Origin of the sequence: Pseudomonas sp. FG-3G (assembly GCF_901007645.1) — a bacterium.
Lineage (GTDB): Bacteria > Pseudomonadota > Gammaproteobacteria > Pseudomonadales > Pseudomonadaceae > Aquipseudomonas > Aquipseudomonas rhizophila.
In genome coordinates, this window is the sequence record NZ_CAAKGZ010000026.1 from 113,507 (window position 1) to 138,365 (window position 24,859).

Genomic DNA, 24,859 nt, shown 5'->3' on the forward strand with positions numbered 1-24,859 from the left:
GTCTTGAATGAATTAATCGCAGGGAGCGAACCGATGTATTTTGAGATCTACAGGCAGACCCGAGGCACCCAGAGCACTGGAAAAGGCCAATGGCGGTGGCGCTTGAGAGCCGGCAACCACGAAACGATCGCCAGCGGCGAATCCTATGTGAACAAGGCTGACTGCCTTCACGTCATCGGGCTGATCAAGAGTGCCCAGGGTGAGACACCCGTGAAAGAAATCTGAAACAGCGACGCACTGTACGACCAGTAAGCCGCCCTGCGTAACGAGCAGCTTTCTGCGTCCTGAAGAATCCGGGTCTCGCTTTTTACTGCGCCAAGGCATATCAGGCAGGTATCGTGTGCAGACAAAAGCGAGAGGCCGGTCTAAATGACTCAATCAAATCGTGATCGCGACTGGCTGGTGCGGGCTCCTGAATCGCGGAAAATGGAACGCATCGAAGCCTATTTCAGTGGCCATGGTTACACCACCCACCGGCATGACACCTACGCCATCGGCGTCACGCTTTGCGGTGTTCAGAGCTTCAACTACCGCCATAGAAAACGCCATAGCCAGCCCGGCGGAACCATCGTCCTGCACCCGGACGAAGTTCACGATGGCGAAGCAGGCACGAGCGACGGCTTTCGTTACCGGATGTTCTATGTAGAGCCCTCCGTGATCCAGCAAGTGCTGGGCGGCAAACCCTTGCCCTTCATCGAAGGAGGTTTGTCGAACGATCCTCACCTCAATGTGGCTACGCGCAGATTGTTGCGCTGCATGGATCATCCACTCGATCCGCTGGAAGAGGAGGACGGCATCTACGATGTGGCCCAGGCACTGGACAGCGCAGCGGGTAACCGGCGTGGGCGGCGATTGATCGACTACTCGGCGGCAGAGCGCGCACGACTGTTCATTCATGATGCCCTTGACCAGCCCATCAGTCTGGATGATCTGGTCCAGGCCAGTGGCCGGGATCGATGGAGCCTGTCCCGGGACTTTCGCGCTCTGTATGGCACCAGCCCCTATCGGTATATCAACCAGCGACGCCTGAATAAAGCCCGTCTTCTGGTTATCCAGGGCATGCCATTAAGTGAAGCGGCCCTGGCGTGCGGTTTTTTCGATCAGAGCCACATGACCCGGCTACATACCCAGGCTTTCGGCATTTCACCAGCACGCTGGCTGAAAATGCTGCGCTGACGTCGGGCGCCAGCCCCCACAAAAGCTGCACAATCATCCAATACCTGCTCAGGCTCAGGCAGTAAGGTCGCGCTCACCCCCTTCACAAGACGAGCATTCCCCATGAGCACTCACTACTCCCCCATCAATTTCGCTCAGAAATACACACTCTTCCAGGAACAGTGGGCCCCGAAAGTCGTGGCCGAAATGAACGACTACCAGTTCAAGATCGTCCGGCTCGAAGGTGACTTCGTCTGGCATACCCACGCCGATACCGATGAAACCTTCATCGTGCTGGAAGGCGAGCTTCGCATTGATTTTCGGGACGGCGCGGTGACGATTGGCCCAGGCGAGATGTACGTGGTGAAAAAAGGTGTTGAGCACAAGCCCAGCGCCGCACTGGAAGTGAAATTGCTGTTGATCGAACCTCGCGGTGTCATTAACACGGGCGATGAAACCAATGAGCGAACAGCGGTCAATGATGTCTGGATCTGACGTCGCCCCGTGACGTAACCGATGCCAGGAGGTCAATCGTACTCAGCCTCCTGGTGATCGCCCAACAGGCGCCGTTGGCGAGGTGTCGCGGCGGCCAGCACAGCAGGGTTGAATTGCCAGTACAGATAAGGCGAGAACTTCTGCGCGATCATCCGCCGGCCATAGTGAACCTGCAGCATATAACGTGAACGATCGACGCTGCGGTTCTCGCTGCCGGCATGCCACAACTCGCTACGCAGCACCAGCACATCCCCCGCCCGGCACAATACCGGTTGCGCGACGCGCCCTTGCCATTGCGTTTCGCCCGCCACGGGCGCCCGCCCCGCCCGATGACTGCCGGGAATGACGCAGGTGGGGCTCAGTTCGGCATTGATGTCGTCGAGGTAAAACTGTGCGGTGAAAATCTGCATCGGCAACTCGAAAGCTGGATCGGCCAGAAGCTGAGGTGGCAATGCCATTGCCAGGTAATCCAGGTGCAACGGGGCGCCGACAAAACCGGGATGGCACCGCCAGGCAGTCTGCCCAATGATGTGGCAATCATCCCCCAGAGCCGCCTCGGCCAGCTCGATCACCCCGTCCATATCGAGAAACGGCAACCAGAACGGATCGCGATTGAACACGCATTTGTAGTGATCGATCACGCCGCTGTAGTCCCAGTGCTGAGGCTTGAGGCGATCGATTGCATGGCGCAGGTCGGTGATTTGCGCGCTGCTCAACACCGCAGGCATCAGGACGAAACCGTCCTGATGCAGGGCTCGCAAGCGCTCGCTGGTGAGCGCCGCCAAGGCTGGGAGGGTGCTCACCATCGCGCCTGGACTCAGGTGCGAAAACGGCCGGTCAACTCCGCCAATGTCCTCGACAGCCCGGAAAGCTGCTGGCTGGCATGCATGCTCTGGGCAGAGTTCTGCGCCGCCTCGTTGGACAGGTCGCGGATGTCGGAGATGTTGCGGGCGATTTCCTCAGTGACACTGCTCTGCTCTTCGCAAGCGTTGGCGATCTGCGCGGCCATATCGTTGATCCGCTGTATGGAACCGCCCGTGCCGCTGAGCACCTGATCGACACTCGCTGCCCGCTCGACGCTGTCACGGGCCTTGGTGCTACCGACGTGCATGGCTTGAACGGCCTTGGCGACACCCGACTGCAAGCGCTCGATACGGACCTGGATATCCTTGGTCGAATCCTGGGTCCGCGCCGCCAGCGCCCTGACTTCGTCAGCCACGACCGCAAAACCGCGGCCTTGCTCGCCGGCTCGCGCAGCCTCGATGGCGGCGTTCAGTGCAAGCAGATTGGTCTGTTCAGCGATGCCACGGATCACCTCGAGGACCGCGCCGATACTGGAGGTTTCCTGGGCCAAGGCCTCGATGGTTCCCGACGCGCTTTCCACTTCCTGGGCCAGTTGGCGGATCGATTCGATGGTGCTGCTGACAACGTCGGCACCATCACGGGACTGACTGGTGGCCTGTTGTGCAGCATCCGAGGCATTCAGCGCGTTGTGGGCGACTTCATGCACGGCGGCGCTCATCTGGGTCGCGGCGGTGCTGACCTGATCGAGTGCCGCATGCTCGCTGCTGATCAATTGGTCATTGGTCGCAGCCATGCTGGCCATGGCGCGTGCCGCGGCATCGACCTCTCCGGTCACCCGGCCCACCTCGGCGATCAGCGGCTGCAGTTTGTCGAGAAAGCGGTTGAATGCGCTGCCGAGCTGGCCCAGCTCGTCAGCCGAACGAACCTCAAGACGCGCCTTCAAATCACCGCCACCCTCTGCAATCTGCTCGACGCGGCTGAGCAAGCGACGCATAGGACGCAGCACGACCAGTGGCAGGGCAACAACGACCAGAATGCAGCCAAGCAGACCGATCAACAGAATGCCGCCCTGATGCACCCCCACTTCCTCGCCATTTTCTATCGCCGCGTCTCCCTCGCGGTGGGACGCCTGGTCTTCCAGCTCGCCAAGTTTGTCGATGGGATCACGCATGGCCTCGAACAGGCGTTCGCCGTCACCAAAACTCAGTTTGCTGGCCGCCTCCATATCCCCCACGGACAGCTCCATTACGCGCCTCGAAACCTGCTTCCACTTTACAAAAGCGTCATTGAACTGACTGACCAACGCCAGCGCCTCGGCACCGGGCTGCATCGCGGCATATTGCTGCACGCGATCATAAGCCTGCTTCGCATTCTCCTCATGACTGGCGCTCAGCGCTGTCAGATGCTCGTCCGCATGACCATCGAGCAGACTACGCTCGGCAACAAAAGCCTGGTAAAGATCGCGATCGGCATTGAGCAGCAAGCTGATGGCCGGCAAGTAACGCTTGGTCAGCTGTGTGCTGGACGCCGTCACCTGGTCGATGCCTCGCATGCCCGACCACCCCATCAACACCAACAACAGCGCCAGAAAAGCAATCGGCAGGGTAATTTTCCAGCGAAAGCCCAGGTCGGCAAAGAACCGCATCATGGGGGGCACTCCTTCTATGGGGGTTAGCCTTCTTATCGGCAGGCATGCCTTGAGCTATAGACCATTAGTCGAATTGACACAAAGCTTTCGGCCTGGAAGACACTGTGGTTATGCAGGTCGTGGAGGGGGTTGGCCGGGATCGAAAAAAGTGGGGAGACGCAATTGCTGCGGGGACTTTTCTGACATTTCCCGGCCACATAATTCAGGGAATCTTCTTACGCATCATCTGATTGATGATTTCTACAGAAGGGCCCTATAGTCCAAGCGTCGTTCGTAGGAGCGGCTTGGGTTTGGCGACCCATGACAAATATGCAGGAACCTCTCGCGGATTGCGGAACGCTACCGTGCGCAATATGCTGCTTTTCGGTAGCTGTGCGTGGGAGATCTTTGGATCTGCCGGTTTTTCTATTTGTCCGGTTCGCCAACCCGCGTACAGCTACCACCTTATTCGTTTGGCGACGATTAAGAAGGTCCTCAATCAAATGGAATTTAAAAAATGAATAGATACATGGCTCTTACCAGTAATGCCGACGATCAACCCCTCTTCGTCGATACCTCTGCGCCTTTGCACATACTGCTTGACACGGCGGGCTATAGAATTCGCGCAGTTACCCAGCTTTTAGAGAACCTCGCAATGCGCGGGGACATTCCCAGCGACTCGGTAATCCTTCAGGACTTTGCACAGCTGTGCTGTATCCCCTTGAGAGATGGCTGTGACGTGCTCGATGTCATAGCCCGACGATTGGATGCAGAGCCGGCCTAGTTCAAAGGGCCCCTGACGGGGCCCATTTCGTCGAAACGAGCATGGTTCGATGACACTGAAACCCTCCGGTTTGCCCGGACTCGATTAATCACATAAGCTGATCAGCATGAATACACACACCTCGGAGGCTCCGATGGCTACCACAAAAAAAGTCGAGAAAGCGCGCAGAAAAGTCACTCACGAAGAGCTGACATTTCTTGACGTTCGACAAGCTGCACGTGATGGTCAGAAAGTGTTCGATAATTTTGTAATCACTGGCAAGCTTCCTATTACAAAGTAGGCGTGGATGCCAGCCGTTAAAATTTCCGCACTTTTTGAACAAACACAGAACTGGAAAAATATTGCCGCACACTTTTATAACTACAAGGTGTGCGGCGAGCTTCCGGCTATCTTTGGCAGAGATGAACAGCTCGATCTGAGCGATATGTGTCACATCCATTTGGCGAGCACTGCAGAAACACAAGCTCGTTGGACTCAAATCGGCCGCCAGTACTACCGCACAGCCCTAACAGAAGACCCTGACAACGACTTCTGGCTTATCTATGCCTATGATGATTTCAAAGATGCGTACCTAATGCTGACGATCATTGGACCAGATGCTCACAATCGGAAGGAATGGGGATCGTTTTTACGTACGGTTCATAGCGACATTGTGGAACCTTGGATCGTAGGAAAAATCATTTTTCCCGACCTAGATGAGTGACGCCGCATAGCTCTAATCAAAAATGGCTCACCATGAGTATTTGACCAGCCCTCGGACCTTTAGCATCGGACGACATCATAGCGAGCCTTTTGGCCCTAAAAATGCTACCCCAGAAACGAAAAAGCCCCTGAAATGTTCAACCATTTCAGGGGCTTAGTCGTATTCAATAATGGCGGAGAGATAGGGATTTGAACCCTAGGTACTGTCGCCAGTACAACGGATTTCGAATCCGTCCCGTTCGGCCACTCCGGCATCTCTCCAGTGGCGCGCATCATACCAGCACATTCGCCGGAAGCGAACCCCCGGGCGAAATTTTTTCCGTGCTATCAGATGCTTGCGTCGATTACAGCGGCACGCCCAGACGCTGGGCAACTTCTTCGTAGGCTTCGATGACATCACCCAGACCCTGGCGGAAGCGGTCCTTGTCCATCTTCTTCTTGGTGTCCTTGTCCCAGAGGCGGCAGCCGTCCGGGCTGAATTCGTCACCCAGGACGATGGAGCCATCGCTGAACACACCGAATTCAAGCTTGAAGTCCACCAGCAGCAGACCGGCGTCGTCGAACAGCTTGGTCAGCACCTCGTTGACCTTGAGGGACAACTCCTTCATGCGCGCCAGTTGCTCGGCGGTGCCCCAACCGAACGCCACAACGTGGGATTCGTTGATGAACGGGTCGCCCTTGGCGTCGTCCTTCAGGAACAGCTCGAAGGTGTATGGGTTGAGCTTCATGCCCTCTTCCACGCCCAGACGCTTGACCAGGCTGCCGGCGGCGTAGTTACGCACGACGCATTCGACCGGGATCATGTCCAGCTTCTTGACCAGGCATTCGTTGTCGCCCAGCAACTTGTCGAACTGGGTCGGCACGCCAGCGGCTTCGAGCTTCTGCATGATGAAGGCGTTGAACTTGTTGTTCACCATGCCTTTGCGGTCCAGCTGTTCGATGCGCTTGCCGTCGAACGCCGAGGTGTCGTTGCGAAACAGCAGGATCAAGCGGTCTGCGTCGTCGGTCTTGTAAACCGATTTGGCTTTGCCGCGGTAGAGTTCTTCACGTTTTTCCATGATGGGCTCCGCTTGCTAAGTAGATGGGCTAGGCGATATGTCGCCAGTCGAGCCCTGAATCTTGATCGGCCAGTTGCAGCCAGTCCGGGTCGCACCCGAGGGTGTCGACGAAACATTGCCGGGCCAGCTGCGGCAGGTTGTTCTTGCTGCTCAGATGGGCCAGGACCAGGTGTTGCAGGCCTTGCCAGCCCAACTCGGCCACCAGGAACGCCGCCTGGTGGTTGTTCAAATGTCCGTGTTCCCCGCCTACCCGCTGCTTGAGAAAGTACGGGTAGTACCCGCGCGCCAGCATGTCACGGCAGTGGTTGGACTCGATCATCAATGCATCGAGATCCCGGTAGCTGTCCATCACCCTGTCGCAATACGAACCCAGGTCGGTCAGCAACCCAAAGCGCCGCTCACCGTCGCTGAACACATACTGCGTTGGCTCCCGGGCGTCGTGCGCCACGCTGACCACACTGACTTCCAGAGCACCAATGCGCAGTTGCTCGCCACCGGCGACGAAGCCAGCAGGTTCGATGGGCTTACGCAGCCCCTCCAGTGTTCCACGGCTCAGGTACACCGGCAGATTGTAGCGCCGAGACAGCAAACCCACGCCATGCACGTGGTCGGCATGTTCGTGGGTTACGAGTATCGCGCTCAATTGCGCCGGGTGCACACCCAGGCGCAACAGGCGTTTCTCGGTTTCTCGCAAAGAGAAACCACAATCGACCAGCACATACGTGCCGGCGCTGGCTATCAGCGTGCCGTTCCCTTGGCTACCGCTGCCGAGAACGGCAAAACGCATCGGATCAGCCCAGGTTGTCCTGAATCACGCTCAATACCTTGCGGGCCACATCGGCCGGCGCCACGGTGTTGATGTTTTTCTCGACGGTCACCTGAACGTTGTCACCCACCTTGCTCAGGCGAACCTGATAACGCTCGGCACGGGCTTCAATTTCTTCCTTGTCCGGCGCGCTGCCGAACAGACCGCTGAAGAAGCCAGGCTTCTCATCTTTCTTCTCGGCCTTTTCGGCGAGGTTGATGTAGTACAGGCCCAGGCTGCGGTTGATGTCTTCAACCCGCCACTCACCTTGTTCCAGCGCACGACCTACGCTCGACCAGGCGCGATCCAGGTCGGAGCCGACGTTGAGCACCGGGTTGCCGCTGCCGTCTTCGCTCAAGCTGACGCGGCTCGGGACGTCGAAGTCCCGGGATGCAAGCATCGAAACCGAACCGCCCTGTTCTGCGGTACGGCTCATGCTGGCGAGCATGTCGTCCACCAGCGCAGCGTCCAGGCCGGTGTTGACTGAACGGTTGGTGAAGGCCACATCGGCGGTGCTGCCGGCAGGACGTTCGGCGCTGACCACATAGATTTCACTGGTGTTGCGCTGCACGCCCGGCTCGATGCGAACCCGCACGCGGCTTTCGCTGTCGGCACCGACACCGGCGGCGCTCAGGCGCTTGGCCATGGCGGCGGACAGCTCATCGGCACGTTGCCAGGTCGTGGTGAATTCGCCCGTTTGCGGGCGCTGCTCATCCAGGCGGAAACCGTTGTCCTGGAAGAACTGGATCGCCACGGGCCAGACTTCGGCCGGTGGATGCTGGGCCATGACCCAGCTTGAATCGCCACTCTTCTGCAGGGTGTAGTCGCTGGCATCGGCCATGGCCGAGAGCGGCTGTGGACGGGGGACGATGTATTCGCCCTTGACGCTGTCGTCGGCCACATTACGCGGGATCGGCAACAGCGGATCCAGACGTTTGGCGACATTCACATCGGGAGGCAGTTGCATCGGTGCAGTCTGTTGCGCTTCCAGGTAATCGCTACCACGGTCGCGGAAGTAACCTTCCGGGCCCCAGACCCATCCGCAGCCACTGGTGCTGGAGATAATCAAGGCAAGTGCGGAAAGTCCGGCCATTCGCTTCATGCGTTGTACTTCCTCAATTAAACCAGGACGCCCGACTGGCGCATGGCCTGCCGAAGCGGTTCGTGACAGGCTTCGCTCAGCCAGGTGAGCGGCAGGCGGATGCCTTGATGCATCAGGCCCATTTCAACCAAAGCCCACTTCACCGGAATCGGGTTGGCTTCGATGAACAGATCCTTGTGCAACGGCATCAGTTTTTCGTTGATTGCCCGCGCGGTCTCGGCGTCGCCCTTGAGCGCAGCCTCGCACAGGTCGGCCATTTCGCGCGGAGCGACGTTGGCGGTGACGGAGATATTGCCCTTGCCACCCAGCAGGATCAGCTCGACCGCGGTCGGATCATCGCCGGACAGCACGATGAAGTCATCACTCACGCCAGCGAGGATGGCCTTGGCGCGGTCCAGGTCGCCGGTGGCTTCCTTGATACCGATGATGTTCGGCACGGTGGAGAGGCGAATCACGGTCTCGGCCTGCATGTCGCAGGAAGTGCGGCCGGGAACGTTGTAGAGGATCTGCGGGATGTCGACCGCTTCGGCAATGTGCTTGAAGTGCTGGTACAAGCCTTCCTGGGTTGGCTTGTTGTAGTACGGCACGACCAGCAGGCACGCGTCGGCACCGGCTTCCTTGGCGTTGCGGGTCAGCTCGACGGCTTCGCGGGTCGAGTTGGCGCCGGTACCGGCGATAACAGGAATCTGGCCAGCGACCTGCTTGACCACGGCACGGATGACTTCGATGTGCTCGTTGACATCGAGGGTTGCCGATTCGCCAGTGGTACCGACGGCGACAATGGCATGGGTGCCGTTTTCAAGGTGGAAGTCCACGAGTTTGCTGAGGCTGGCCCAGTCAAGACGCCCTTGTGCATCCATGGGTGTGACCAGTGCCACCATACTGCCCGCAATCATGAAACCGCTCCTGCCGGAAAAAGAGAGCGGTAATGGTACTGGCGCCAAGATGCTTGTACAAGCGAACTACCATTCCCCTTGGCGATGGTTTTCGCTACCCTTCAGGCTTTGATCGGTACCGATAAGCTCATACGCCGGTTCCCAGCCTCCGTTATTCGTCGCCACAAGCCCCATTCCTGCGTTTGTCCTGCCGCATTCCCGCCGTCCCGGAATGCAGCGCAACCCCAGGCACAGGGCTTGAGTCGTTCGTTTATCCCGGTCTGTCGCCGTGCCGAGCTGCAAAAGTGCCGACCGCTCATCGCTTTAGGAATGCTGCATGTCCACCCCCACAGTCCGCGAACAATTCCTTGTTATCAGTGCCCTTGGCGCCAACCCCATGGAGCTGACTAACGTCCTGTGCCGCGCCAGCCATGAAAATCGCTGCGCCGTCGTAACTTCACGCCTGACCCGTCATGGCGAATGCAGTGCGCTCGTGCTTGAGATTTCCGGCAGCTGGGACGCCCTGGCCCGCCTGGAAGCGAGCCTGCCGGTGCTGGCCAAGAAACACGCCTTCACCGTCAACGTGGTGCGCAGCGCCGCCCTGGAGAACCGCCCCCAGGCCCTGCCCTACGTGGCGTATGTGAGTTCGGCCTATCGCCCGGACATCATCAACGAGCTGTGCCAGTTCTTCATGGACCACCATGTCGAGCTGGAAAACCTGACCTGCGACACCTACCAGGCCCCGCAGACAGGCGGCACCATGCTCAATGCCACGTTCACCGTGACACTGCCGGCCGGCACCCAGATCAGTTGGCTGCGCGATCAGTTCCTGGATTTCGCCGACGCGATGAACCTCGATGCCCTGATCGAACCGTGGCGCCCCCAAAACCCAATGTAAGGAAGCGTTCATGGCCGTTGCCATCGACCAACCGGTTACCGATTTCCAGGCGCCCGCCACCAGCGGGCACACCGTCAGCCTCGCGGCCCTTAAAGGCAAGCAGGTGGTGATTTACTTCTATCCCAAGGACAGCACCCCGGGGTGCACCACCGAAGGCCAGGGTTTTCGTGACCAGTACGCCCAGTTCCAGGCTGCCAACACCGAAGTGTTCGGCGTATCGCGCGATAGCCTCAAGTCCCACGAGAACTTCAAGTGCAAGCAGGAGTTTCCGTTCGAGCTGATCAGCGACAAGGACGAGGCCGTCTGCCAGCTGTTCGACGTGATCAAGTTGAAAAAACTCTACGGCAAGGAATACCTGGGCGTTGATCGCAGCACGTTCCTGATCGACAAGGATGGCGTGCTACGCCAGGAATGGCGCGGCGTGAAGGTGCCGGGGCATGTGGATGCGGTGTTGGCGGCGGCGCAGGCTCTGAATCAGGCCTGAAGTTTTTTGTTACCTGTTCTGGCGCTATCGCGAGCAGGCTCGCTCCCACACTGGATTTTCGGCGTTAACAAATCCCCTGTGGGAGCGAGCCTGCTCGCGATGAGGCCACCCGCCTCACCGGATAAGTAGCGGCTGCTACAGCAACGGCGCCACCACCGGCTCACGGCTCGGCCACGCATCCAGCACAGCCTTGAACAGTGTTGCCAGGGGAATGGCAAAGAACACGCCCCAAAACCCCCACAGCCCGCCAAACAGCAATACCGCGCAGATGATCACCACCGGATGCAGGTTCACCGCCTCGGAGAACAGCAGCGGCACCAGCACGTTGCCATCAAGCGCCTGGATGATCCCGTAGACGGCCATCAGATAAATGAACTGATCGCTCCATCCCCATTGGAACAGCGCGATCAACGCCACGGGCACGGTCACCACCACGGTCCCGACATACGGCACCACCACCGAAATGCCCACCAGCAGCGCCAGCAATGCCGCGTAATTGAGCCCCAGGGCCACGAAGCCGATGTAGGTCACGCCGCCGCAGATGAAAATCTCGATGACTTTTCCGCGAATGTAGTTGGCGATCTGGCGATTCATTTCCTGGGCCACCCGGGTGATCAGCGCCCGCTCGCGAGGCAGATAGCCACGGACCCAGCGCCCGATCATTTCCCGATCCTTGAGAAAGAAAAACACCAGGATCGGCACCAGCACCAGGTAGATCATGATGTTCACCAGAAGCGGCAGGCTGGACAAAGAAAACGTCAGCGCCCACTGGCCGAACTTGCCGATCTGGCCGCGCACCACCTCTATGGCCTGCAGTACCTGTTCATCGGACACCAGATGCGGATAGCGCTCCGGCAACAGCAACAACAGCGACTGCCATTTGACGAGCATCCCGGGCAATTCATTGAACAAGGTCACCAACTGATGCCAGAGCAGCGGCATGATCACGACGACGAACACCACCAACAACCCCATGAACAGGGCGAACACCAGCCCTACCGCCATGGCGCCAGGCAGCCGCATCCGTTCCAGTGTCATGACCAGCCCCTGCATCAGGTACGCCAGCACCATCCCTGCCAGCACCGGCGCGAGCATGCCGCCCAGCGTGAGGACTGCCGTGAAGGCCAGGAACAGCAACACTGCCAGCACCACCGCCTCTTCGTCGGAGAAGTAGCGCTGGATCCAGTCGCGTAACACTTTGAACATTAAAAATCCTTAAGGGCCGCTGTTGATTTTCAGGCTTTCTTCAGCCAATAACGGTAGACGCCGTTGTCGTCTTCTTCACGCAGCAGCGTATGACCGGCCAGTCGGGCAAAGGTGCGAAAATCGCGCTGGGAGCCCGCATCCGTTGCGGTCACCTTGAGCACGGCGCCGCTGGCCAGGCGATTGAGTTCCAGCTTGGCCTTGAGCAGTGGTAACGGACAATTCAGGCCGCTGGCGTCCAGTTCGGCATCGGGGGCTACAGCATCGGTCATCGGTTCACTCCGCAGCAGGTCGTTGAGCGACTTAGAATATCTGGTCCCGGGCCTGGTGTCCGGCTACAGTAGGGTCTTTGTCGACTAAGGCTTCGTGCATGACATTTCTGCGCCCCACCCTGCTGACGCTCGCTTGCCTGCTTGCCTCACCGGGCTTCGCCGACGACCTGCCGTCACTTGGCGACGCCAGTTCTGCCATCGTCTCGCCGCAACAGGAGCACCAGTTGGGTCGCGCCTGGCTGGCCTTGCTGCGCAGTCAGGTCTCACAGCTCAACGATCCACAGCTCAAGGACTACGTCGAGTCCAGCGTTTACAAACTGGTGGAGACCAGCCAGGTCAACGACCGACGCCTGGAGTTCATCCTGATCAACAGCCCGCAGCTCAACGCTTTCGCCGCACCAGGCGGAATCGTCGGGGTCAACGGTGGACTGTTCCTCAATGCGCAGACCGAAGGTGAATACGCCTCGGTCATGGCCCACGAACTGGCGCACTTGTCACAACGCCACTTTGCCCGGGGCGTCGAAGCTCAACAACGCATGCAGGTGCCTATGATGGCAGCTCTGCTGGCCGGCATTGTGATCGCCGCCGCCGGTGGGGGTGACGCCGGGATCGCGGCCATTGCCGGCACCCAGGCAGCAGCCATCCAGGAACAACGACGTTTCTCTCGCCAGAACGAACAGGAAGCCGACCGCATCGGCATCCAGAACCTGGAAAAGGCCGGCTATGATCCGCGGTCCATGCCGACCATGTTCGAACGGCTGATGCGCCAGTACCGTTTCGACGCCAGGCCCCCTGAATTCCTGCTGACTCACCCGGTGACTGAATCCCGAATCGCCGACACCCGCAACCGCGCCGAACAGGCAAGGCCAGGTGGCATCGAGGACAGCATGCGTTATCAGTTGATTCGCGCACGGGTCAAGTTGATCTACGAAGAAACTCCGGGGCTGGGCGCCAAGCGCTTCCGGGCGCAACTGGATGAAAATCCGAAGAACGACGTGGCCCGCTATGGCTTGGCGATCGCGCAGATCAAGGGTGGCCAGCTGAATGAGGCCCGGGAAAACCTCAAGCAGCTCCTGGCCAAATCGCCCAACGAGATCATCTATAACCTGGCCCAGGTCGATCTGGATATCACAAGCAACAAGCTGCCAGACGCTCAGGCTCGCGTCGACCGGATGCTGACCCAGTACCCGGGCAACTATCCGCTGAATCAGGTGCGCGTCGACTTGCTGCTCAAGCAGAACCGCCCCGCCGACGCCGAGAAGGCTCTGGAGAACCTGCTCAAGACTCGTCCGGACGATCCGGATGTCTGGTACATGGTGGCAGAGACCCGCGGACTGTCGGGCAACATCATCGGCCTGCACCAGGCCCGCGCCGAATACTTCGCCCTGGTGGGCGACTACCGGCAGGCCATCCAGCAACTGGACTTCGCCAAACGGCGCGCGGGCAGCAATTTCCCGCTGTCGTCACGCATCGACGCCAGGCAGCGCGAGCTCATGGAGCAGGAGCGCATGGTCAAGGACATGATGGGCTGAGTCTTTTCGGACACAAAAAAACCGCCTCTTTCGAGGCGGTTTTTTTTGGGGACAGCTAAGCGATCACTCGGCCAGCTTGAAGGTAATGAAACTCGCACGGCCCTGACGCAGAACCCGCATCGAGACTGAACGATTCTTCGGCAACGCCTTGGCGATGTCGGTGAACTCCTTGGCCGAACCGATTGCCTGGTTGTTCAGGTGAGTGATGATGTCGCCTGGTTGCAGGCCGATCATGGCCGCAGGCCCCTCCTGCACCTCCTTGATCACTACACCACCTTGCAGCTCCAGGGTCCGTTTTTGCTCTGGCGTAAGCTCCGCCACAGCCACGCCCAGACGATTGCTGCTACGTTCCACGCCTGACTTGGCCAGCGAGTCCAGCTCCTTGCCTTCCTCAGGGATGGCGCCGACGGTCAATTCGACGTTTGTGCGCTTGCCTTCGCGAATCACTTCCAGATTAGCCTTGGAACCGGCCTTGAGGGCGCCCACCAGATGTGGCAAGTCAGCGGACATGACGATCGGCTGGCCATTCATGCTCAGGATCACGTCGCCCACTTGCAGGCCACCCTTGGCAGCCGGACCACCATCCTGAATCTGCGCCACCAGCGCACCGGCTGGTTTCTCCAGGCCGAACGACTCGGCCAGGTCCTTGTTCACTTCCTGAATGACCACGCCCAACCAGCCGCGGCTGACCTTGCCTTCGGTTTTCAGCTGATTGGACACGTCCATGGCGACGTCGATCGGAATCGCGAAGGACACGCCCATGAAGCCGCCCGAACGGGTATATATCTGGGAGTTGATCCCCACGACTTCACCGTCGAGGTTGAACAACGGCCCACCGGAGTTGCCTGGGTTGATCGGCACATCGGTCTGGATGAACGGCACGTAGTTTTCGTTTGGCAGACTGCGACCGATGGCGCTGACGATGCCCTGGGTTACGGTATGGTCGAAGCCAAACGGCGAACCGATGGCCACGACCCACTGGCCGGCTTTCAGGTTCTGGGATTTGCCCAGCTTGAGCACGGGCAGATCTTTCCCTTCGATCTTCAGCAACGCCACGTCAGAACGCGGGTCAGTGCCGATCAGCTTGGCCTTGAGCTCACTGCGGTCTGCCAGGCGCACCAGGATCTCGTCGGCATCGGCAATCACGTGGTTATTGGTCAGGATGTAACCGTCGGGCGAAATAATGAAACCCGAGCCCAGGGACTGCGCTTCACGCTGACGGCCACCGCCGGGCGAACGCGGTTGCGGCATCCCGCGCTCGAAGAACTCGCGCAACATCGGCGGCAAACCTTCCAGGTCCGGCATCTGCTGATCCATCACCCGGCGTTCCGGCAATTTCTGGGTGGTACTGATGTTCACCACCGCAGGCGAGGCTTGCTCGACCAGCTCAGTGAAGTCAGGCAATTCGACCGCCATAGCGGGAACGGCCTGACCGAGCACAAGCACAGTGGCAAAGATGGAAAGATAGGTTTTCAAGCGTGGTATCGACATACGGCTCCCGTTACGACGAGCGTGGTTAAGCGATATGGAGCAAGAAATACCAGAGGAAGATACGCCGGTATTTTTGTTCCGCAAACAGGCAAGGCCAGAGCCGAGCGGCTCTGACCTATAGAAAAAAAATTGAAGTTTTGCAAATGAAAATACTGACAGAAAGTTTCGGCATTTCGATCAAGTCCCGACGCTGTAAGCCTCTTGCCCAATCGAACCACCCTGGCAGCTATTGAGTCGCCGTGGCATCGGAACGCATGGAGAGCGCGATCCGTTCCGCTGTGCCGATGGGAATTTCGCCGACCACCGTGACCATCATTTCGCCCTGGGGCGTCGTGAGTCGACGCGAAACAGCTGCTGTCGGGCCGAGCTGCGTACGCGTGTCGGTGACGGTCGCGCCGTTCAACGGTTCCAGAAACACCGAGAAACGAGCCAAGCCATCATCGTACATCAGGCTATTGACCTGAACGTTGGTTTCCGGATCCTTTCTCAGCGCACTGCTGGTCAGTTCGAAGCCCGGTGGAAGCCAGTCCGAACGCCATGCAGTTTTCGCCATGGCACTTTTAGCTGGGGTCTGCGCTACTACCTTGCATTCGGCAGTGGCTTGCAGATCAGCGTCGGACGGTGCCGTGATATTCAAACGTGTGAACTGGAAACGCTCGAGCAGCTGGCCCTTGTCATTGAGCAACAGAGACTTGAGCGGCAGGCCGGTCTCTCGGTCCAGATGCAGTTCGAAACCATAACGATGCTGGTCCTTGGGCGTCAGCGCCACAATCACCGCAGGGCGCCCGGCCACGCGCGACTTGCCAATGACGGCAAGATCATACCAATTCTTGAGTTTTTGCGGATCGAGCGCACGTGCCGTGCCTTCAGGCGTATTCCCCACCCCAGCGATCAAGGAGCCGCTTACGCATTGAGTACGTCCATCAATGCGCAGGACTTCCTGTGCCGACCCATCGAGCTGGAGTAACCGCTCGCGGACTTTGCCATCCTGGACACGATGCCAGATGTTATGGGTAGAAAAACTACCGTTACGCTCGTAAACGAAAGTGCCCTGGAAGCTTTGCTGTTGCTCGGCCTGACTCAGACGATTAAGCCAGTCCTGAGCTTCACCGGCATAGGCTGGGATAACGCACCAGCCACCCAACAGAAGCGAAAATAGAGGTATGGCGCGCAATGGTCCTCCTTAGCGGTTTTCCAGACTGGCTGCACGGGCGTAAGGCAGCGCGCTTTCAGTACCTTTCAGGGCTGCTTCCTGGGCATGCTGACGCAGGTAGTTGGGCAGACGCTGATCATGCCAGCCTGGTTGGCCTTGCAGCACACCGTTGGCCATTGGACCGGCGACTTCCGAGCTTTCGCTATAACCGGCCAACACTGCCGGGCCCTTGACCTGTGGAGCGGCCAAGCCAGGCTGATTGGACTGCTGGGCCATTTGCACACCGGCGATCTCATCCTGGTTGTAGAGGCGAACCCCGGCCAGCACGGCCACCGTAACCGAAGCGGCAACCGCAAGACGACCCAGGCTGCGCCAAGGGCTGCGGGAGGCTTTGGCCGGAACAGCTTCATCAGCCAGAGCAGCAGATACAGCCGCAGCGATGTCCAGACGCGGAAGCAGCAGGTCCTTGTGCATGACAGCCCGGGCGATCTGGTAACGAGCCCAGGTCTCACGGGTTTCAACATCGTCGAAGGCATTGAGTACCCGACGCAATTCCAATTCGTCCGCTTCGTTATCCATCACTGCGGACAGCGATTCCTGCAGGGCTTCACGACTCATGGCGTTCCTCTCTTGGCTGTCGCCGCTGTCTCAGTTTTCCTGCAACAAAGGTTGCAGGGCTTTATCGATGGCCTCCCGAGCGCGGAAAATCCGGGAGCGCACGGTACCCACCGGACACTGCATGACGCTGGCAATGTCCTCGTAACTCAGACCGTCGAATTCACGTAAAGTTAGAGCCGTACGCAAATCTTCGGGCAGTTGCTGGATGGTCCGATGGACAGTGCCTTCGATCTCATCCCGCAGCAACGCTCGTTCCGGTGATTCAAGATCCTTGAGGCCGTGATCGCCATCATAGAACTCTGCATCTTCAGAACTCACATCGCTATCCGGCGGCCGGCGGCCGCGTGAAACCAGATAGTTTTTCGCCGTGTTAATGGCGATGCGGTAAAGCCACGTGTAAAACGCGCTATCTCCGCGAAAATTACCAAGCGCACGGTAAGCCTTGATGAAGGCTTCCTGAGCAACATCCTGGGCTTCATGGGTGTCGTGCACAAAACGCACGATCAACCCGAGAATTTTGTGCTGGTATTTCAGCACTAGCAGATCGAAAGCTCGCTTGTCGCCGCGTTGAACGCGCTCGACCAGTTGCTGATCCTCTTCCTGGGTTAGCATGAACACTCCTCGATAAGCTCGAAGGAGGCTTGCATTACTAATCGACCGGGCTTGCAACCATAGACTCGGGCTTTTCGCAAAAGTTCTCCCCTCCAAGCAAGTTTCCGGCGCGCTCTGATCCGGCACGCACGAAAAACGCAGCACGAGATTCCCCGGCTGCGCGAATAATCTGTCGCCGGGCCTGTCGGCAAAGATTCAAATCCTAATCTTGCACCAACCCGACGCTGTTCCCTTTTGCAGACAACCGTCTATTGAACCCAGTCGCTCGGCAAAAGTTCCAACTATTTATAGCCTTGTGTGTGGAACATCGAGCAACCCTGACGAGATAAACAGCCTTTCATCCTCGAAACGGTCGCCTTGTCGCCCATCCACCAAAATCGTGATCCGACGAAGCGTCACCATTGTGTCATTCTGGTTTCACATTGCCATGAATACGCCGCTATTGTGCCGATCCCCCTCTCTATATACTAGTGGGCTGCATGGCTGCCTGACCCATTGAAATGGAAGTCTTGCGCCAACCCCGACCCGGGTCGTTTTGAGCGGAAACCTTTCGAATGAGCCAACAGTTCCAACACGATGTTCTGGTAATCGGCAGCGGCGCCGCCGGATTGAGCCTGGCGTTGACACTGCCTGAGCATCTGCGCATCGCAGTACTGAGCAAAGGCGACCTGGCCAACGGTTCGACATTCTGGGCCCAGGGTGGCGTCGCGGCCGTGCTGGATGACACCGACACTATTGAATCGCATGTCGATGACACCCTCAATGCCGGGGGCGGCCTGTGCAATCCAGAAGCCGTGCGTTTCACCGTCGAACACAGCAGGGAAGCCATACAGTGGCTGATCGACCAGGGCGTCCCCTTCACGCGTGACGAGCAATCCGGTACCGAAGACGGTGGTTTCGAGTTTCACCTGACCCGCGAGGGCGGTCACAGCCATCGGCGCATCATTCACGCTGCCGATGCCACCGGTGCGGCGATTTTCAAGACGTTGCTGGCCCAAGCCCGCCAGCGGCCCAATATCGAGCTTCTGGAGCAACGCGTCGCGGTCGATCTGATTACCGAAAAACGCTTGGGCCTGGACGGTGATCGGTGCCTGGGTGCCTACGTGCTCAACCGTGGCACCGGGGAGGTCGACACCTACGGCGCCCGCTTCGTGATCCTGGCCTCCGGCGGTGCCGCGAAAGTCTACCTTTACACCAGCAACCCCGACGGCGCATGCGGGGACGGCATTGCCATGGCCTGGCGTTCAGGCTGCCGGGTGGCGAACCTGGAGTTCAATCAGTTCCACCCCACATGCCTCTACCATCCGTTGGCCAAGAGTTTCCTGATCACCGAGGCCTTGCGCGGCGAAGGTGCTCACCTGAAACTTCCTAACGGCGAGCGTTTCATGCAGCGCTTCGATTCCCGTGCCGAACTGGCGCCCCGGGATATCGTCGCCCGGGCCATCGACCACGAAATGAAGCGCCTGGGCATCGACTGCGTCTACCTCGACATCAGCCACAAGCCCGAAGCGTTCATCAAGAGCCATTTCCCCACGGTGTACGAGCGTTGCCTGGAATTTTCCATCGACATCACCAAGCAACCGATTCCGGTGGTACCAGCGGCGCATTACACCTGCGGCGGGGTGATGGTCGACCAACAAGGGCGCACTGACGTACCGGGCCTGTATGCCATTGGCGAAACCAGCTTCACCGGCCTGCACGGCGCCAACCGCATGGCCAGCAACTCGTTGCTGGAATGTTTCGTCTACGCCCGCTCGGCGGCAGCGGACATTCTTGAGCAATTGCCGCAGATCGTCGCCCCATCCGCCCTGCCCTCGTGGGACGCCAGCCAGGTCACCGACTCGGACGAAGATGTGATCATCGCTCACAACTGGGACGAACTGCGGCGCTTCATGTGGGACTACGTCGGCATCGTGCGCACCAACAAACGCCTGCAACGGGCGCAGCATCGGGTGCGGCTGTTGTTGGATGAAATCGATGAGTTCTACAGCAACTACAAGGTCAGCCGCGACCTGATCGAGTTGCGCAACCTGGCCCAGGTCGCTGAACTGATGATCCGCTCAGCCATGGAACGCAAGGAAAGCCGCGGGTTGCACTACACCCTCGACTACCCGAACCTGCTGCCCGAAGCGTTGGACACTATTCTGGTGCCGCCCACCTACGCCGGCTGAACTTGAGCCGAACCCGCAGGCGCCGATGCAGATCCGGCGCCAGCGCATCGCGGGGCACACACAGCGAGCGGACCCGCCACTCCCCCCGCAGGCGAAAGCGCAGCACGATAATCATCGGCAACGCCAGGCTGTCAGGGCGCAATTGCACCGCCTGCCAGCCAGATGCCCTGTTCCACAGCTGCCAGCCATCGGCGTCACGACGCAACCGGCAAAAAGCCTGACGGTGGGTCAACAATAGATGCCGCGGTAGCGTCCAGGCACCATGGGCCAGGCACAGCAGCACGCCGAGGCTGATTAACCAGAACGGGACGGACAACAGCAACAACGAACCCAAGGCAAACGCCTGGGCCAGGAGATAGGCCGCCAGCAGTTGCCCGGAAGCCTGCCAGCGGCATTCAAAGCGATTACTTGGGCTGGACACGGTCCAGAATCATCCGAACCATGCGCTGCAACTCCGGGTCTTCGGATTCGCTGCGTTCCATGAACCAGCCGAACATGTCCTGATCCTCGCACTCGAGCAGACGCACGTAGCACGCACGGTCGACGTCGTTAAGGTGGGGATAAACTTCTTTCACGAACGGCACCAGCAACACGTCAAGCTCAAGCATGCCGCGGCGGCTGTGCCAGTAAAGGCGATTCAGTTCAACATCTTCGACCATGGAGCGCTCCTCAAATAGAGCGCAAGTATACAGGCCCCGCCGCGATGGAACAGACGGCTCGGGTCAGGCACCACCGATCCTTTGTGAACTACCCATTTCAAGGGCGCCCCCTTATGATGTCCACCAGACTTTTTACCCTGCGATGACCCATGGCTGATTCCGCTTTTTTCTGCACCCTGTCCCACGAAGGCGTTCTCGCGGTCCGCGGCGTGGACGCTGGCAAATTCCTGCAAGGCCAATTGACCTGCAACCTCAACTACCTGAGCGAAAGCCGGGCCAGCCTCGGTGCCCGCTGCACCCAGAAGGGCCGGATGCAATCGAGTTTCCGCATCCTGCTCGAAGGCGATGGTGTACTGATGGCAATGGCCAGCGAATTGCTCGAACCGCAACTGGCGGACCTGAAAAAGTATGCCGTGTTCTCTAAATCCAGACTGACCGATGAAAGCACCGCCTGGGCTCGCTTCGGCCTGGAGAACGCCGACACGGCGCTCGCAGCCTTGGGCCTTGAGCTGCCGGCCGAGACCGACAGCGTCGTTCGTCATGATGGCCTGATTGCCATTCGCGTCTCTCCGAACCGCGCCGAACTTTGGGCGCCCGCCGAACAGGCCGCCCCGCTGTCAGCCCGGCTGCGCGAACAGTTGACCGAGGGCGAGCTGAACCAGTGGCTGCTGGGTCAGATCCGCGCCGGGATCGGCCAGGTCATGCCGGCTACCCGCGAACTGTTCATTCCGCAGATGCTCAATCTGCAAGCCGTTGGCGGCGTGAGCTTCAAGAAAGGTTGCTACACCGGCCAGGAAATCGTCGCCCGCATGCAGTACCTGGGCAAACTCAAGCGGCGCCTGTATCGGCTGCAAATGGATGCCGGTGAACTGCCCGAGCCTGGCACCCCCTTATTTTCACCCACGCACGGCAGTTCTATCGGTGAAGTGGTGATGGCCGCTCACGCCGAACGAAACATTGAACTGCTGGCGGTGGTACAGGCCGAAGCTGCAGAAGATGACAATTTGCACCTCGGCGCGCTGGAAGGCCCGGGCCTGCAATTGCTCGACCTGCCTTACGAACTGGACCGCGACCGCGAAATCCAGCGCTGATCGCAGCATTTTGTCGTAATACCCTAGAGAAACGAAATGAGCGATTTGGCGGATAAGGTCCAACGGGATTTGGTGGAGGCCATCGATAACGATGACCTGGTTCTGCCAACATTACCGGAAGTGGCCCTGCAGATTCGCCGGGCCGCCGAAGACCCGGAAATCAGCGTCAGCAACCTGAGCAAGGTGATTGGTCGTGACACGGCGCTTTCGGCGCGCCTGATAAAAGTGGTCAACAGCCCACTGCTGCGTGCGACCCAGGAAGTCACTGACCTGCACACAGCCATCACCCGGCTGGGAGTCAACTACAGCAGCAACCTGGCCATCGGCCTGGTCATGGAGCAGATTTTCCATGCCCGTTCCGAAGTGGTGGAACAGAAGATGCGCGAAGTCTGGCGTAAAAGCCTGGAAATCGCCGGTGTCTGCTATGCGTTGTGCCGGATCTATACGCAACTCAAACCCGATCAGGCCGCGCTGGGTGGGCTGGTGCATCAGATCGGCGTACTGCCGATTCTCACCTACGCCGAAGACAACAATGAATTGCTGTCTGACCCGGTCAGTCTCAATCACGTCATCGAGACGATTCACCCGGTGCTGGGAGACAAGTTGCTCAGTGTTTGGGAGTTTCCAGAAAGACTGGTGAAGCTGCCGGGGCTGTATCTGGACTTCACCCGAGATTCGAAGCAACTCGATTACGTCGACCTGGTGCAGGTTGCTGCGTTGTATTGCTACAAGGACTCCGACCACCCTCTGGGCAGGATCGATGCCTTCGGGGTACCGGCCTTCAATAAGCTGGGCATCGACCCGGAAAACAAAGCCCGGTGCGCGGAGATCGAAGAAGCGCGGTCGATGTTTTACTAGAACGTCCGGAGGCAAGAAACGTTTTTGTGGCGAGGGAGCTTGCTCCCGCTGGGCCGCGAAGCGGCCCCATCAGCGTACGACTGCTGCGCAGTCGAGCGGGAGCAAGCTCCCTCGCCACAAGATAGTGTTCGACTCTCAATCTGAACCGGGGATAAAGCTCACCCTAACTTTCAAACCACCCTCCTGCCCATCATGCAGCGTGATTTGCGCCAGGTGCGCACGGCAGATTTCACCGACGATAGCCAACCCCAGACCCGAACCGGCCACTTGCTGATTGCGTCGATAGAAGCGCTCGAACACGCGGTCTCGCTCATGCGGCGGGATGCCCGGCCCGTCGTCCTCGACCTCAAGCACCGCAGGCGCTGTGACTCGCAGGATCACATTGCCGCCCGATGGGGTATGGGCCAGGGCGTTGTCCACCAGGTTGCTCAACAACTCGTTCAACAAGGTCGGCTCACCTCGCAGCCATACCGGTTCGTCGGCTTCCAAAGCCAACGCCACGCCACGGGCATGGGCCAACGGGGCCATGGCCATACCCAGCTCCCGTGCCAATTGGCTGAGATCAAGCAACTGCGCGCCGCCCTCGGCGATGGCCCGGGCACCATTTTCGACACGCGCCAGGGACAGCAACTGATTCGCCAGATGGGTCAACCGATCCGTGCCTTGGGCCGCGGTTTCCAGGGTTTCACGCCAGATTGCCGGCTCGCTGGCGCGTAGCCCCAGCTCAAGCCGGGCCTTCAGCGCAGCCAAAGGCGTGCGCAGTTCATGGGCGGCGTCGGCGATGAATTGCGCCTGACGCTCGAATTGCCCGCGAAGACGCTCGGTGAAATGGTTGAGGGCCCGCACCAGTGGCCAGAGTTCATGCTGGACCTCCACCAGGGGCAATGGCCGCAAATCATCCGGCTGACGCTCCTCCACCGCCGTGCGCAAGCGCTCCAGGGGGCGCAAGGCGGCACTGACGGCGAACCACACCATCAGCAGCGCGCCCACCGCCAGCATACCCAGGCGCAACAGTGTGTCGGCCATCAAGCCGCGGGCCATGCTGATCCGCGCCTCTTCGGTTTCCGCCACGCGAATCTCCGCCATGCCATTCATGTTCGGTTCACTCACCGCCTTGAGCAGGCTGACCACCCGCACATCCTGCCCCTGATAGCTGGCGTTATAAAAGCGCGCCAGGGCCGGGTAATCGTCGGTACGCGGCGTACCGGGCGGGGGACCTGGGAGGTTTTCGTAGCCGGAAATCAGCTTTTGGTGGATGTCATTGACCTGGTAGTAAATACGCCCGGCGCTGTCGTAGGCAAAGGTATCCAGGGCCACGTAAGGCACATCCGCGCTGAGGCTGCCGTCGCGTTGCGACAGGCCGGCGGCGATGGTCCGGGCCGAGGCCAGCAGCGTGCGGTCGTAGGCCGTGTCCGCGGCTTCGCGACCGTTCCAGTAAGCACTCAGGCCGCTGGCGAGCATCAGTACCACCAACAGCAGTGCGAGGTTCCAGAGCAGTCGCCAACGTAAACTGTCGGGCTTATGCATCGCGGGTTTCCAGCAGGTAGCCCAGGCCACGGAATGTCACGATCGCCACGGCATGGCCGTCGAGTTTCTTGCGCAGGCGGTGGACGTAGATTTCGATGGCATCGGGGCTGGCCTCTTCGTCCAGGCCGAACACCTGGGCCGCAAGCTGCTCCTTGCTCATCACCCGCCCTGGCCGGGCGATCAACGCCTCCAGCACGGCCTGTTCGCGAGAAGTCAGGGTCAGCAATTCGTCGTCGAGGGTGAAGCGGCGGGTGTCCAGGTCATAAATCAACCCACCACAGCGCTGCTGGCGTTCGCCCCCCAATACGCTACGGCGCAACAGTGCCTTGACCCGAGCCTCCAGCTCCGTGAGCTCGAACGGCTTGGCCAGGTAATCGTCAGCGCCCAGGTTCAGACCATGGACCCGGTCCTTGACGTCGCTACGGGCAGTCAGCATCAACACCGGCAAGGTCTTGCCGCGGGCCCGCAGCCGGGCCAACACCTCGAAACCGTCCATGCGTGGCAGCCCCACATCGAGAATCGCGACCGCGTACTCCTCGCTGCTCAAAGCCAGGTCAGCCGCCACCCCGTCGTGCAGCACATCCACGGTCAAACCGGTGCTCTTGAGCGCCTGGGCTACACTTTCGGCCAGCTGGAGATGGTCTTCGACGAGCAGGACACGCATTGGATTTCACCTCGATTCAGGGATGGTCGGCACCATTCTGTGGCGCGGAGTTTACAGCCGCATCCACCTCTGTGAAGCCAAAAACATCGTGAAAGCTTTTGAAAGGTTAGCGAAAGGTTGGCCGGTTACAGTCCTCCAACGGCAAGTTTCGACTGCCGGTCGCGAGGCACCTCGCGAACGAAAAACGCCCCGAAGCGTTTTCGCCAAATAAGAACAATA

The 24,859-nt window shown here is 59.4% G+C and carries 27 protein-coding genes, 1 tRNA gene and 1 pseudogene; 11 read left to right on the forward strand and 18 right to left on the reverse strand.

Annotated features, from left to right (window positions below; all coding sequences use genetic code 11):
* Positions 1–33: 33 nt before the first annotated feature.
* From PSEUDOMOFG3G_RS19545 to PSEUDOMOFG3G_RS19555, 3 genes are all read left to right on the forward strand, one after another.
* Positions 34–225, forward strand: coding sequence for a DUF1508 domain-containing protein (locus tag PSEUDOMOFG3G_RS19545; protein ID WP_047227955.1), 192 nt, complete (start codon positions 34–36; stop codon positions 223–225).
* Positions 226–369: 144 nt separating this feature from the next.
* The gene (locus PSEUDOMOFG3G_RS19550; protein WP_139050912.1) at positions 370–1,176 is read left to right on the forward strand and encodes an AraC family transcriptional regulator; all 807 of its coding nucleotides are present in this window, start codon (positions 370–372) and stop codon (positions 1,174–1,176) included.
* 102 nt (positions 1,177–1,278) lie between these two features.
* Complete coding sequence (locus tag PSEUDOMOFG3G_RS19555; RefSeq protein ID WP_076385948.1) at positions 1,279–1,650, forward strand: cupin domain-containing protein; 372 nt, start codon at positions 1,279–1,281, stop codon at positions 1,648–1,650.
* Positions 1,651–1,682: 32 nt separating this feature from the next.
* Here PSEUDOMOFG3G_RS19555 and PSEUDOMOFG3G_RS19560 read toward each other — a convergent pair whose 3' ends face one another.
* The 3 genes and pseudogenes from PSEUDOMOFG3G_RS19560 to PSEUDOMOFG3G_RS28440 all read right to left on the reverse strand — a co-directional run.
* Positions 1,683–2,453, reverse strand: a complete 771-nt coding sequence (locus tag PSEUDOMOFG3G_RS19560) for a phytanoyl-CoA dioxygenase family protein (protein ID WP_257220851.1) — start codon at positions 2,451–2,453, stop codon at positions 1,683–1,685.
* 14 nt (positions 2,454–2,467) lie between these two features.
* Positions 2,468–3,256 (reverse strand): methyl-accepting chemotaxis protein, encoded by a 789-nt coding sequence (locus PSEUDOMOFG3G_RS28435; RefSeq protein WP_373685099.1) that lies wholly within the window; start codon positions 3,254–3,256, stop codon positions 2,468–2,470.
* A gap of 69 nt (positions 3,257–3,325) precedes the next feature.
* Positions 3,326–4,102, reverse strand: a pseudogene (locus PSEUDOMOFG3G_RS28440) (MCP four helix bundle domain-containing protein); the annotation flags it as partial.
* A 496-nt stretch (positions 4,103–4,598) separates the two neighbouring features.
* Here PSEUDOMOFG3G_RS28440 and PSEUDOMOFG3G_RS28140 point away from each other — a divergent pair.
* Both PSEUDOMOFG3G_RS28140 and PSEUDOMOFG3G_RS19570 read left to right on the forward strand, forming a co-directional pair.
* Complete coding sequence (locus PSEUDOMOFG3G_RS28140; protein ID WP_047227960.1) at positions 4,599–4,865, forward strand: hypothetical protein; 267 nt, start codon at positions 4,599–4,601, stop codon at positions 4,863–4,865.
* Between the two features lie 286 nt (positions 4,866–5,151).
* A complete protein-coding gene (locus PSEUDOMOFG3G_RS19570) occupies positions 5,152–5,568 on the forward strand; it encodes a type II toxin-antitoxin system YafO family toxin (RefSeq protein WP_047227961.1) in 417 nt (138 codons plus the stop codon).
* Between the two features lie 170 nt (positions 5,569–5,738).
* Here the strand turns inward: PSEUDOMOFG3G_RS19570 and PSEUDOMOFG3G_RS19575 are convergent.
* The 5 genes from PSEUDOMOFG3G_RS19575 to dapA form a co-directional block, all read right to left on the reverse strand.
* Positions 5,739–5,828, reverse strand: a tRNA-Ser gene (locus PSEUDOMOFG3G_RS19575).
* 83 nt (positions 5,829–5,911) lie between these two features.
* On the reverse strand, positions 5,912–6,625 hold the full coding sequence (gene purC, locus PSEUDOMOFG3G_RS19580; protein ID WP_025212375.1) for a phosphoribosylaminoimidazolesuccinocarboxamide synthase: 714 nt from the start codon (positions 6,623–6,625) through the stop codon (positions 5,912–5,914).
* 28 nt (positions 6,626–6,653) lie between these two features.
* On the reverse strand, positions 6,654–7,412 hold the full coding sequence (locus PSEUDOMOFG3G_RS19585) for an MBL fold metallo-hydrolase (protein WP_047227962.1): 759 nt from the start codon (positions 7,410–7,412) through the stop codon (positions 6,654–6,656).
* Positions 7,413–7,416: 4 nt separating this feature from the next.
* Complete coding sequence (gene bamC, locus PSEUDOMOFG3G_RS19590) at positions 7,417–8,532, reverse strand: outer membrane protein assembly factor BamC (protein WP_047227963.1); 1,116 nt, start codon at positions 8,530–8,532, stop codon at positions 7,417–7,419.
* 17 nt (positions 8,533–8,549) lie between these two features.
* On the reverse strand, positions 8,550–9,428 hold the full coding sequence (gene dapA, locus PSEUDOMOFG3G_RS19595) for a 4-hydroxy-tetrahydrodipicolinate synthase (RefSeq protein ID WP_076385956.1): 879 nt from the start codon (positions 9,426–9,428) through the stop codon (positions 8,550–8,552).
* A 316-nt stretch (positions 9,429–9,744) separates the two neighbouring features.
* Here dapA and PSEUDOMOFG3G_RS19600 point away from each other — a divergent pair, with 316 nt between their 5' ends.
* Positions 9,745–10,305 (forward strand): glycine cleavage system protein R, encoded by a 561-nt coding sequence (locus PSEUDOMOFG3G_RS19600; RefSeq protein WP_047227965.1) that lies wholly within the window; start codon positions 9,745–9,747, stop codon positions 10,303–10,305.
* Between the two features lie 10 nt (positions 10,306–10,315).
* A complete protein-coding gene (locus PSEUDOMOFG3G_RS19605) occupies positions 10,316–10,789 on the forward strand; it encodes a peroxiredoxin (RefSeq protein WP_139050915.1) in 474 nt (157 codons plus the stop codon).
* A gap of 135 nt (positions 10,790–10,924) precedes the next feature.
* Here PSEUDOMOFG3G_RS19605 and PSEUDOMOFG3G_RS19610 read toward each other — a convergent pair whose 3' ends face one another.
* Positions 10,925–11,995, reverse strand: coding sequence for an AI-2E family transporter (locus tag PSEUDOMOFG3G_RS19610; RefSeq protein WP_139050916.1), 1,071 nt, complete (start codon positions 11,993–11,995; stop codon positions 10,925–10,927).
* A gap of 29 nt (positions 11,996–12,024) precedes the next feature.
* Positions 12,025–12,264 (reverse strand): sulfurtransferase TusA family protein, encoded by a 240-nt coding sequence (locus tag PSEUDOMOFG3G_RS19615; RefSeq protein WP_047227968.1) that lies wholly within the window; start codon positions 12,262–12,264, stop codon positions 12,025–12,027.
* 98 nt (positions 12,265–12,362) lie between these two features.
* Here PSEUDOMOFG3G_RS19615 and PSEUDOMOFG3G_RS19620 point away from each other — a divergent pair, with 98 nt between their 5' ends.
* Entirely contained in the window at positions 12,363–13,796 is a 1,434-nt protein-coding gene (locus PSEUDOMOFG3G_RS19620) for a M48 family metalloprotease (protein ID WP_076385958.1), read from the forward strand.
* Between the two features lie 63 nt (positions 13,797–13,859).
* On the opposite strand, the gene PSEUDOMOFG3G_RS19625 is transcribed toward PSEUDOMOFG3G_RS19620, so the two are convergent.
* The 4 genes from PSEUDOMOFG3G_RS19625 to rpoE all read right to left on the reverse strand — a co-directional run bounded on the left by PSEUDOMOFG3G_RS19625 (position 13,860) and on the right by rpoE (position 17,670).
* Positions 13,860–15,287, reverse strand: a complete 1,428-nt coding sequence (locus PSEUDOMOFG3G_RS19625; protein WP_076385959.1) for a DegQ family serine endoprotease — start codon at positions 15,285–15,287, stop codon at positions 13,860–13,862.
* A 226-nt stretch (positions 15,288–15,513) separates the two neighbouring features.
* Positions 15,514–16,461: a MucB/RseB C-terminal domain-containing protein gene (locus PSEUDOMOFG3G_RS19630; protein WP_139050917.1), complete on the reverse strand. Its 948-nt coding sequence runs from the start codon at positions 16,459–16,461 to the stop codon at positions 15,514–15,516.
* Positions 16,462–16,470: 9 nt separating this feature from the next.
* The gene (locus tag PSEUDOMOFG3G_RS19635; protein WP_047227972.1) at positions 16,471–17,058 is read right to left on the reverse strand and encodes a sigma-E factor negative regulatory protein; all 588 of its coding nucleotides are present in this window, start codon (positions 17,056–17,058) and stop codon (positions 16,471–16,473) included.
* Positions 17,059–17,088: 30 nt separating this feature from the next.
* A complete protein-coding gene (gene rpoE, locus PSEUDOMOFG3G_RS19640) occupies positions 17,089–17,670 on the reverse strand; it encodes an RNA polymerase sigma factor RpoE (protein ID WP_003172477.1) in 582 nt (193 codons plus the stop codon).
* A 554-nt stretch (positions 17,671–18,224) separates the two neighbouring features.
* Between rpoE and nadB the strand changes: the two genes are divergently transcribed.
* On the forward strand, positions 18,225–19,841 hold the full coding sequence (gene nadB / locus PSEUDOMOFG3G_RS19645) for an L-aspartate oxidase (RefSeq protein ID WP_139050918.1): 1,617 nt from the start codon (positions 18,225–18,227) through the stop codon (positions 19,839–19,841).
* Here the strand turns inward: nadB and PSEUDOMOFG3G_RS19650 are convergent.
* Positions 19,810–20,262, reverse strand: a complete 453-nt coding sequence (locus tag PSEUDOMOFG3G_RS19650) for a protein YgfX (RefSeq protein ID WP_107322084.1) — start codon at positions 20,260–20,262, stop codon at positions 19,810–19,812. The genes nadB and PSEUDOMOFG3G_RS19650 overlap by 32 nt on opposite strands.
* Complete coding sequence (locus PSEUDOMOFG3G_RS19655) at positions 20,246–20,500, reverse strand: succinate dehydrogenase assembly factor 2 (RefSeq protein WP_007930227.1); 255 nt, start codon at positions 20,498–20,500, stop codon at positions 20,246–20,248. The genes PSEUDOMOFG3G_RS19650 and PSEUDOMOFG3G_RS19655 overlap by 17 nt, the downstream gene beginning before the upstream one ends.
* A gap of 149 nt (positions 20,501–20,649) precedes the next feature.
* Between PSEUDOMOFG3G_RS19655 and PSEUDOMOFG3G_RS19660 the strand changes: the two genes are divergently transcribed.
* Positions 20,650–21,591 carry a folate-binding protein YgfZ gene (locus tag PSEUDOMOFG3G_RS19660; protein ID WP_139050919.1) on the forward strand — a complete coding sequence of 314 codons (942 nt, stop codon included), beginning with the start codon at positions 20,650–20,652 and terminating at the stop codon, positions 21,589–21,591.
* 36 nt (positions 21,592–21,627) lie between these two features.
* Positions 21,628–22,449, forward strand: a complete 822-nt coding sequence (locus PSEUDOMOFG3G_RS19665) for an HDOD domain-containing protein (RefSeq protein ID WP_047227976.1) — start codon at positions 21,628–21,630, stop codon at positions 22,447–22,449.
* A 135-nt stretch (positions 22,450–22,584) separates the two neighbouring features.
* On the opposite strand, the gene PSEUDOMOFG3G_RS19670 is transcribed toward PSEUDOMOFG3G_RS19665, so the two are convergent.
* Both PSEUDOMOFG3G_RS19670 and PSEUDOMOFG3G_RS19675 read right to left on the reverse strand, forming a co-directional pair.
* Complete coding sequence (locus PSEUDOMOFG3G_RS19670) at positions 22,585–23,976, reverse strand: sensor histidine kinase (protein WP_047227977.1); 1,392 nt, start codon at positions 23,974–23,976, stop codon at positions 22,585–22,587.
* On the reverse strand, positions 23,969–24,640 hold the full coding sequence (locus PSEUDOMOFG3G_RS19675; RefSeq protein WP_047227978.1) for a response regulator: 672 nt from the start codon (positions 24,638–24,640) through the stop codon (positions 23,969–23,971). Before PSEUDOMOFG3G_RS19675 ends, PSEUDOMOFG3G_RS19670 begins: the two co-directional genes overlap by 8 nt.
* Positions 24,641–24,859 lie beyond the last annotated feature (219 nt).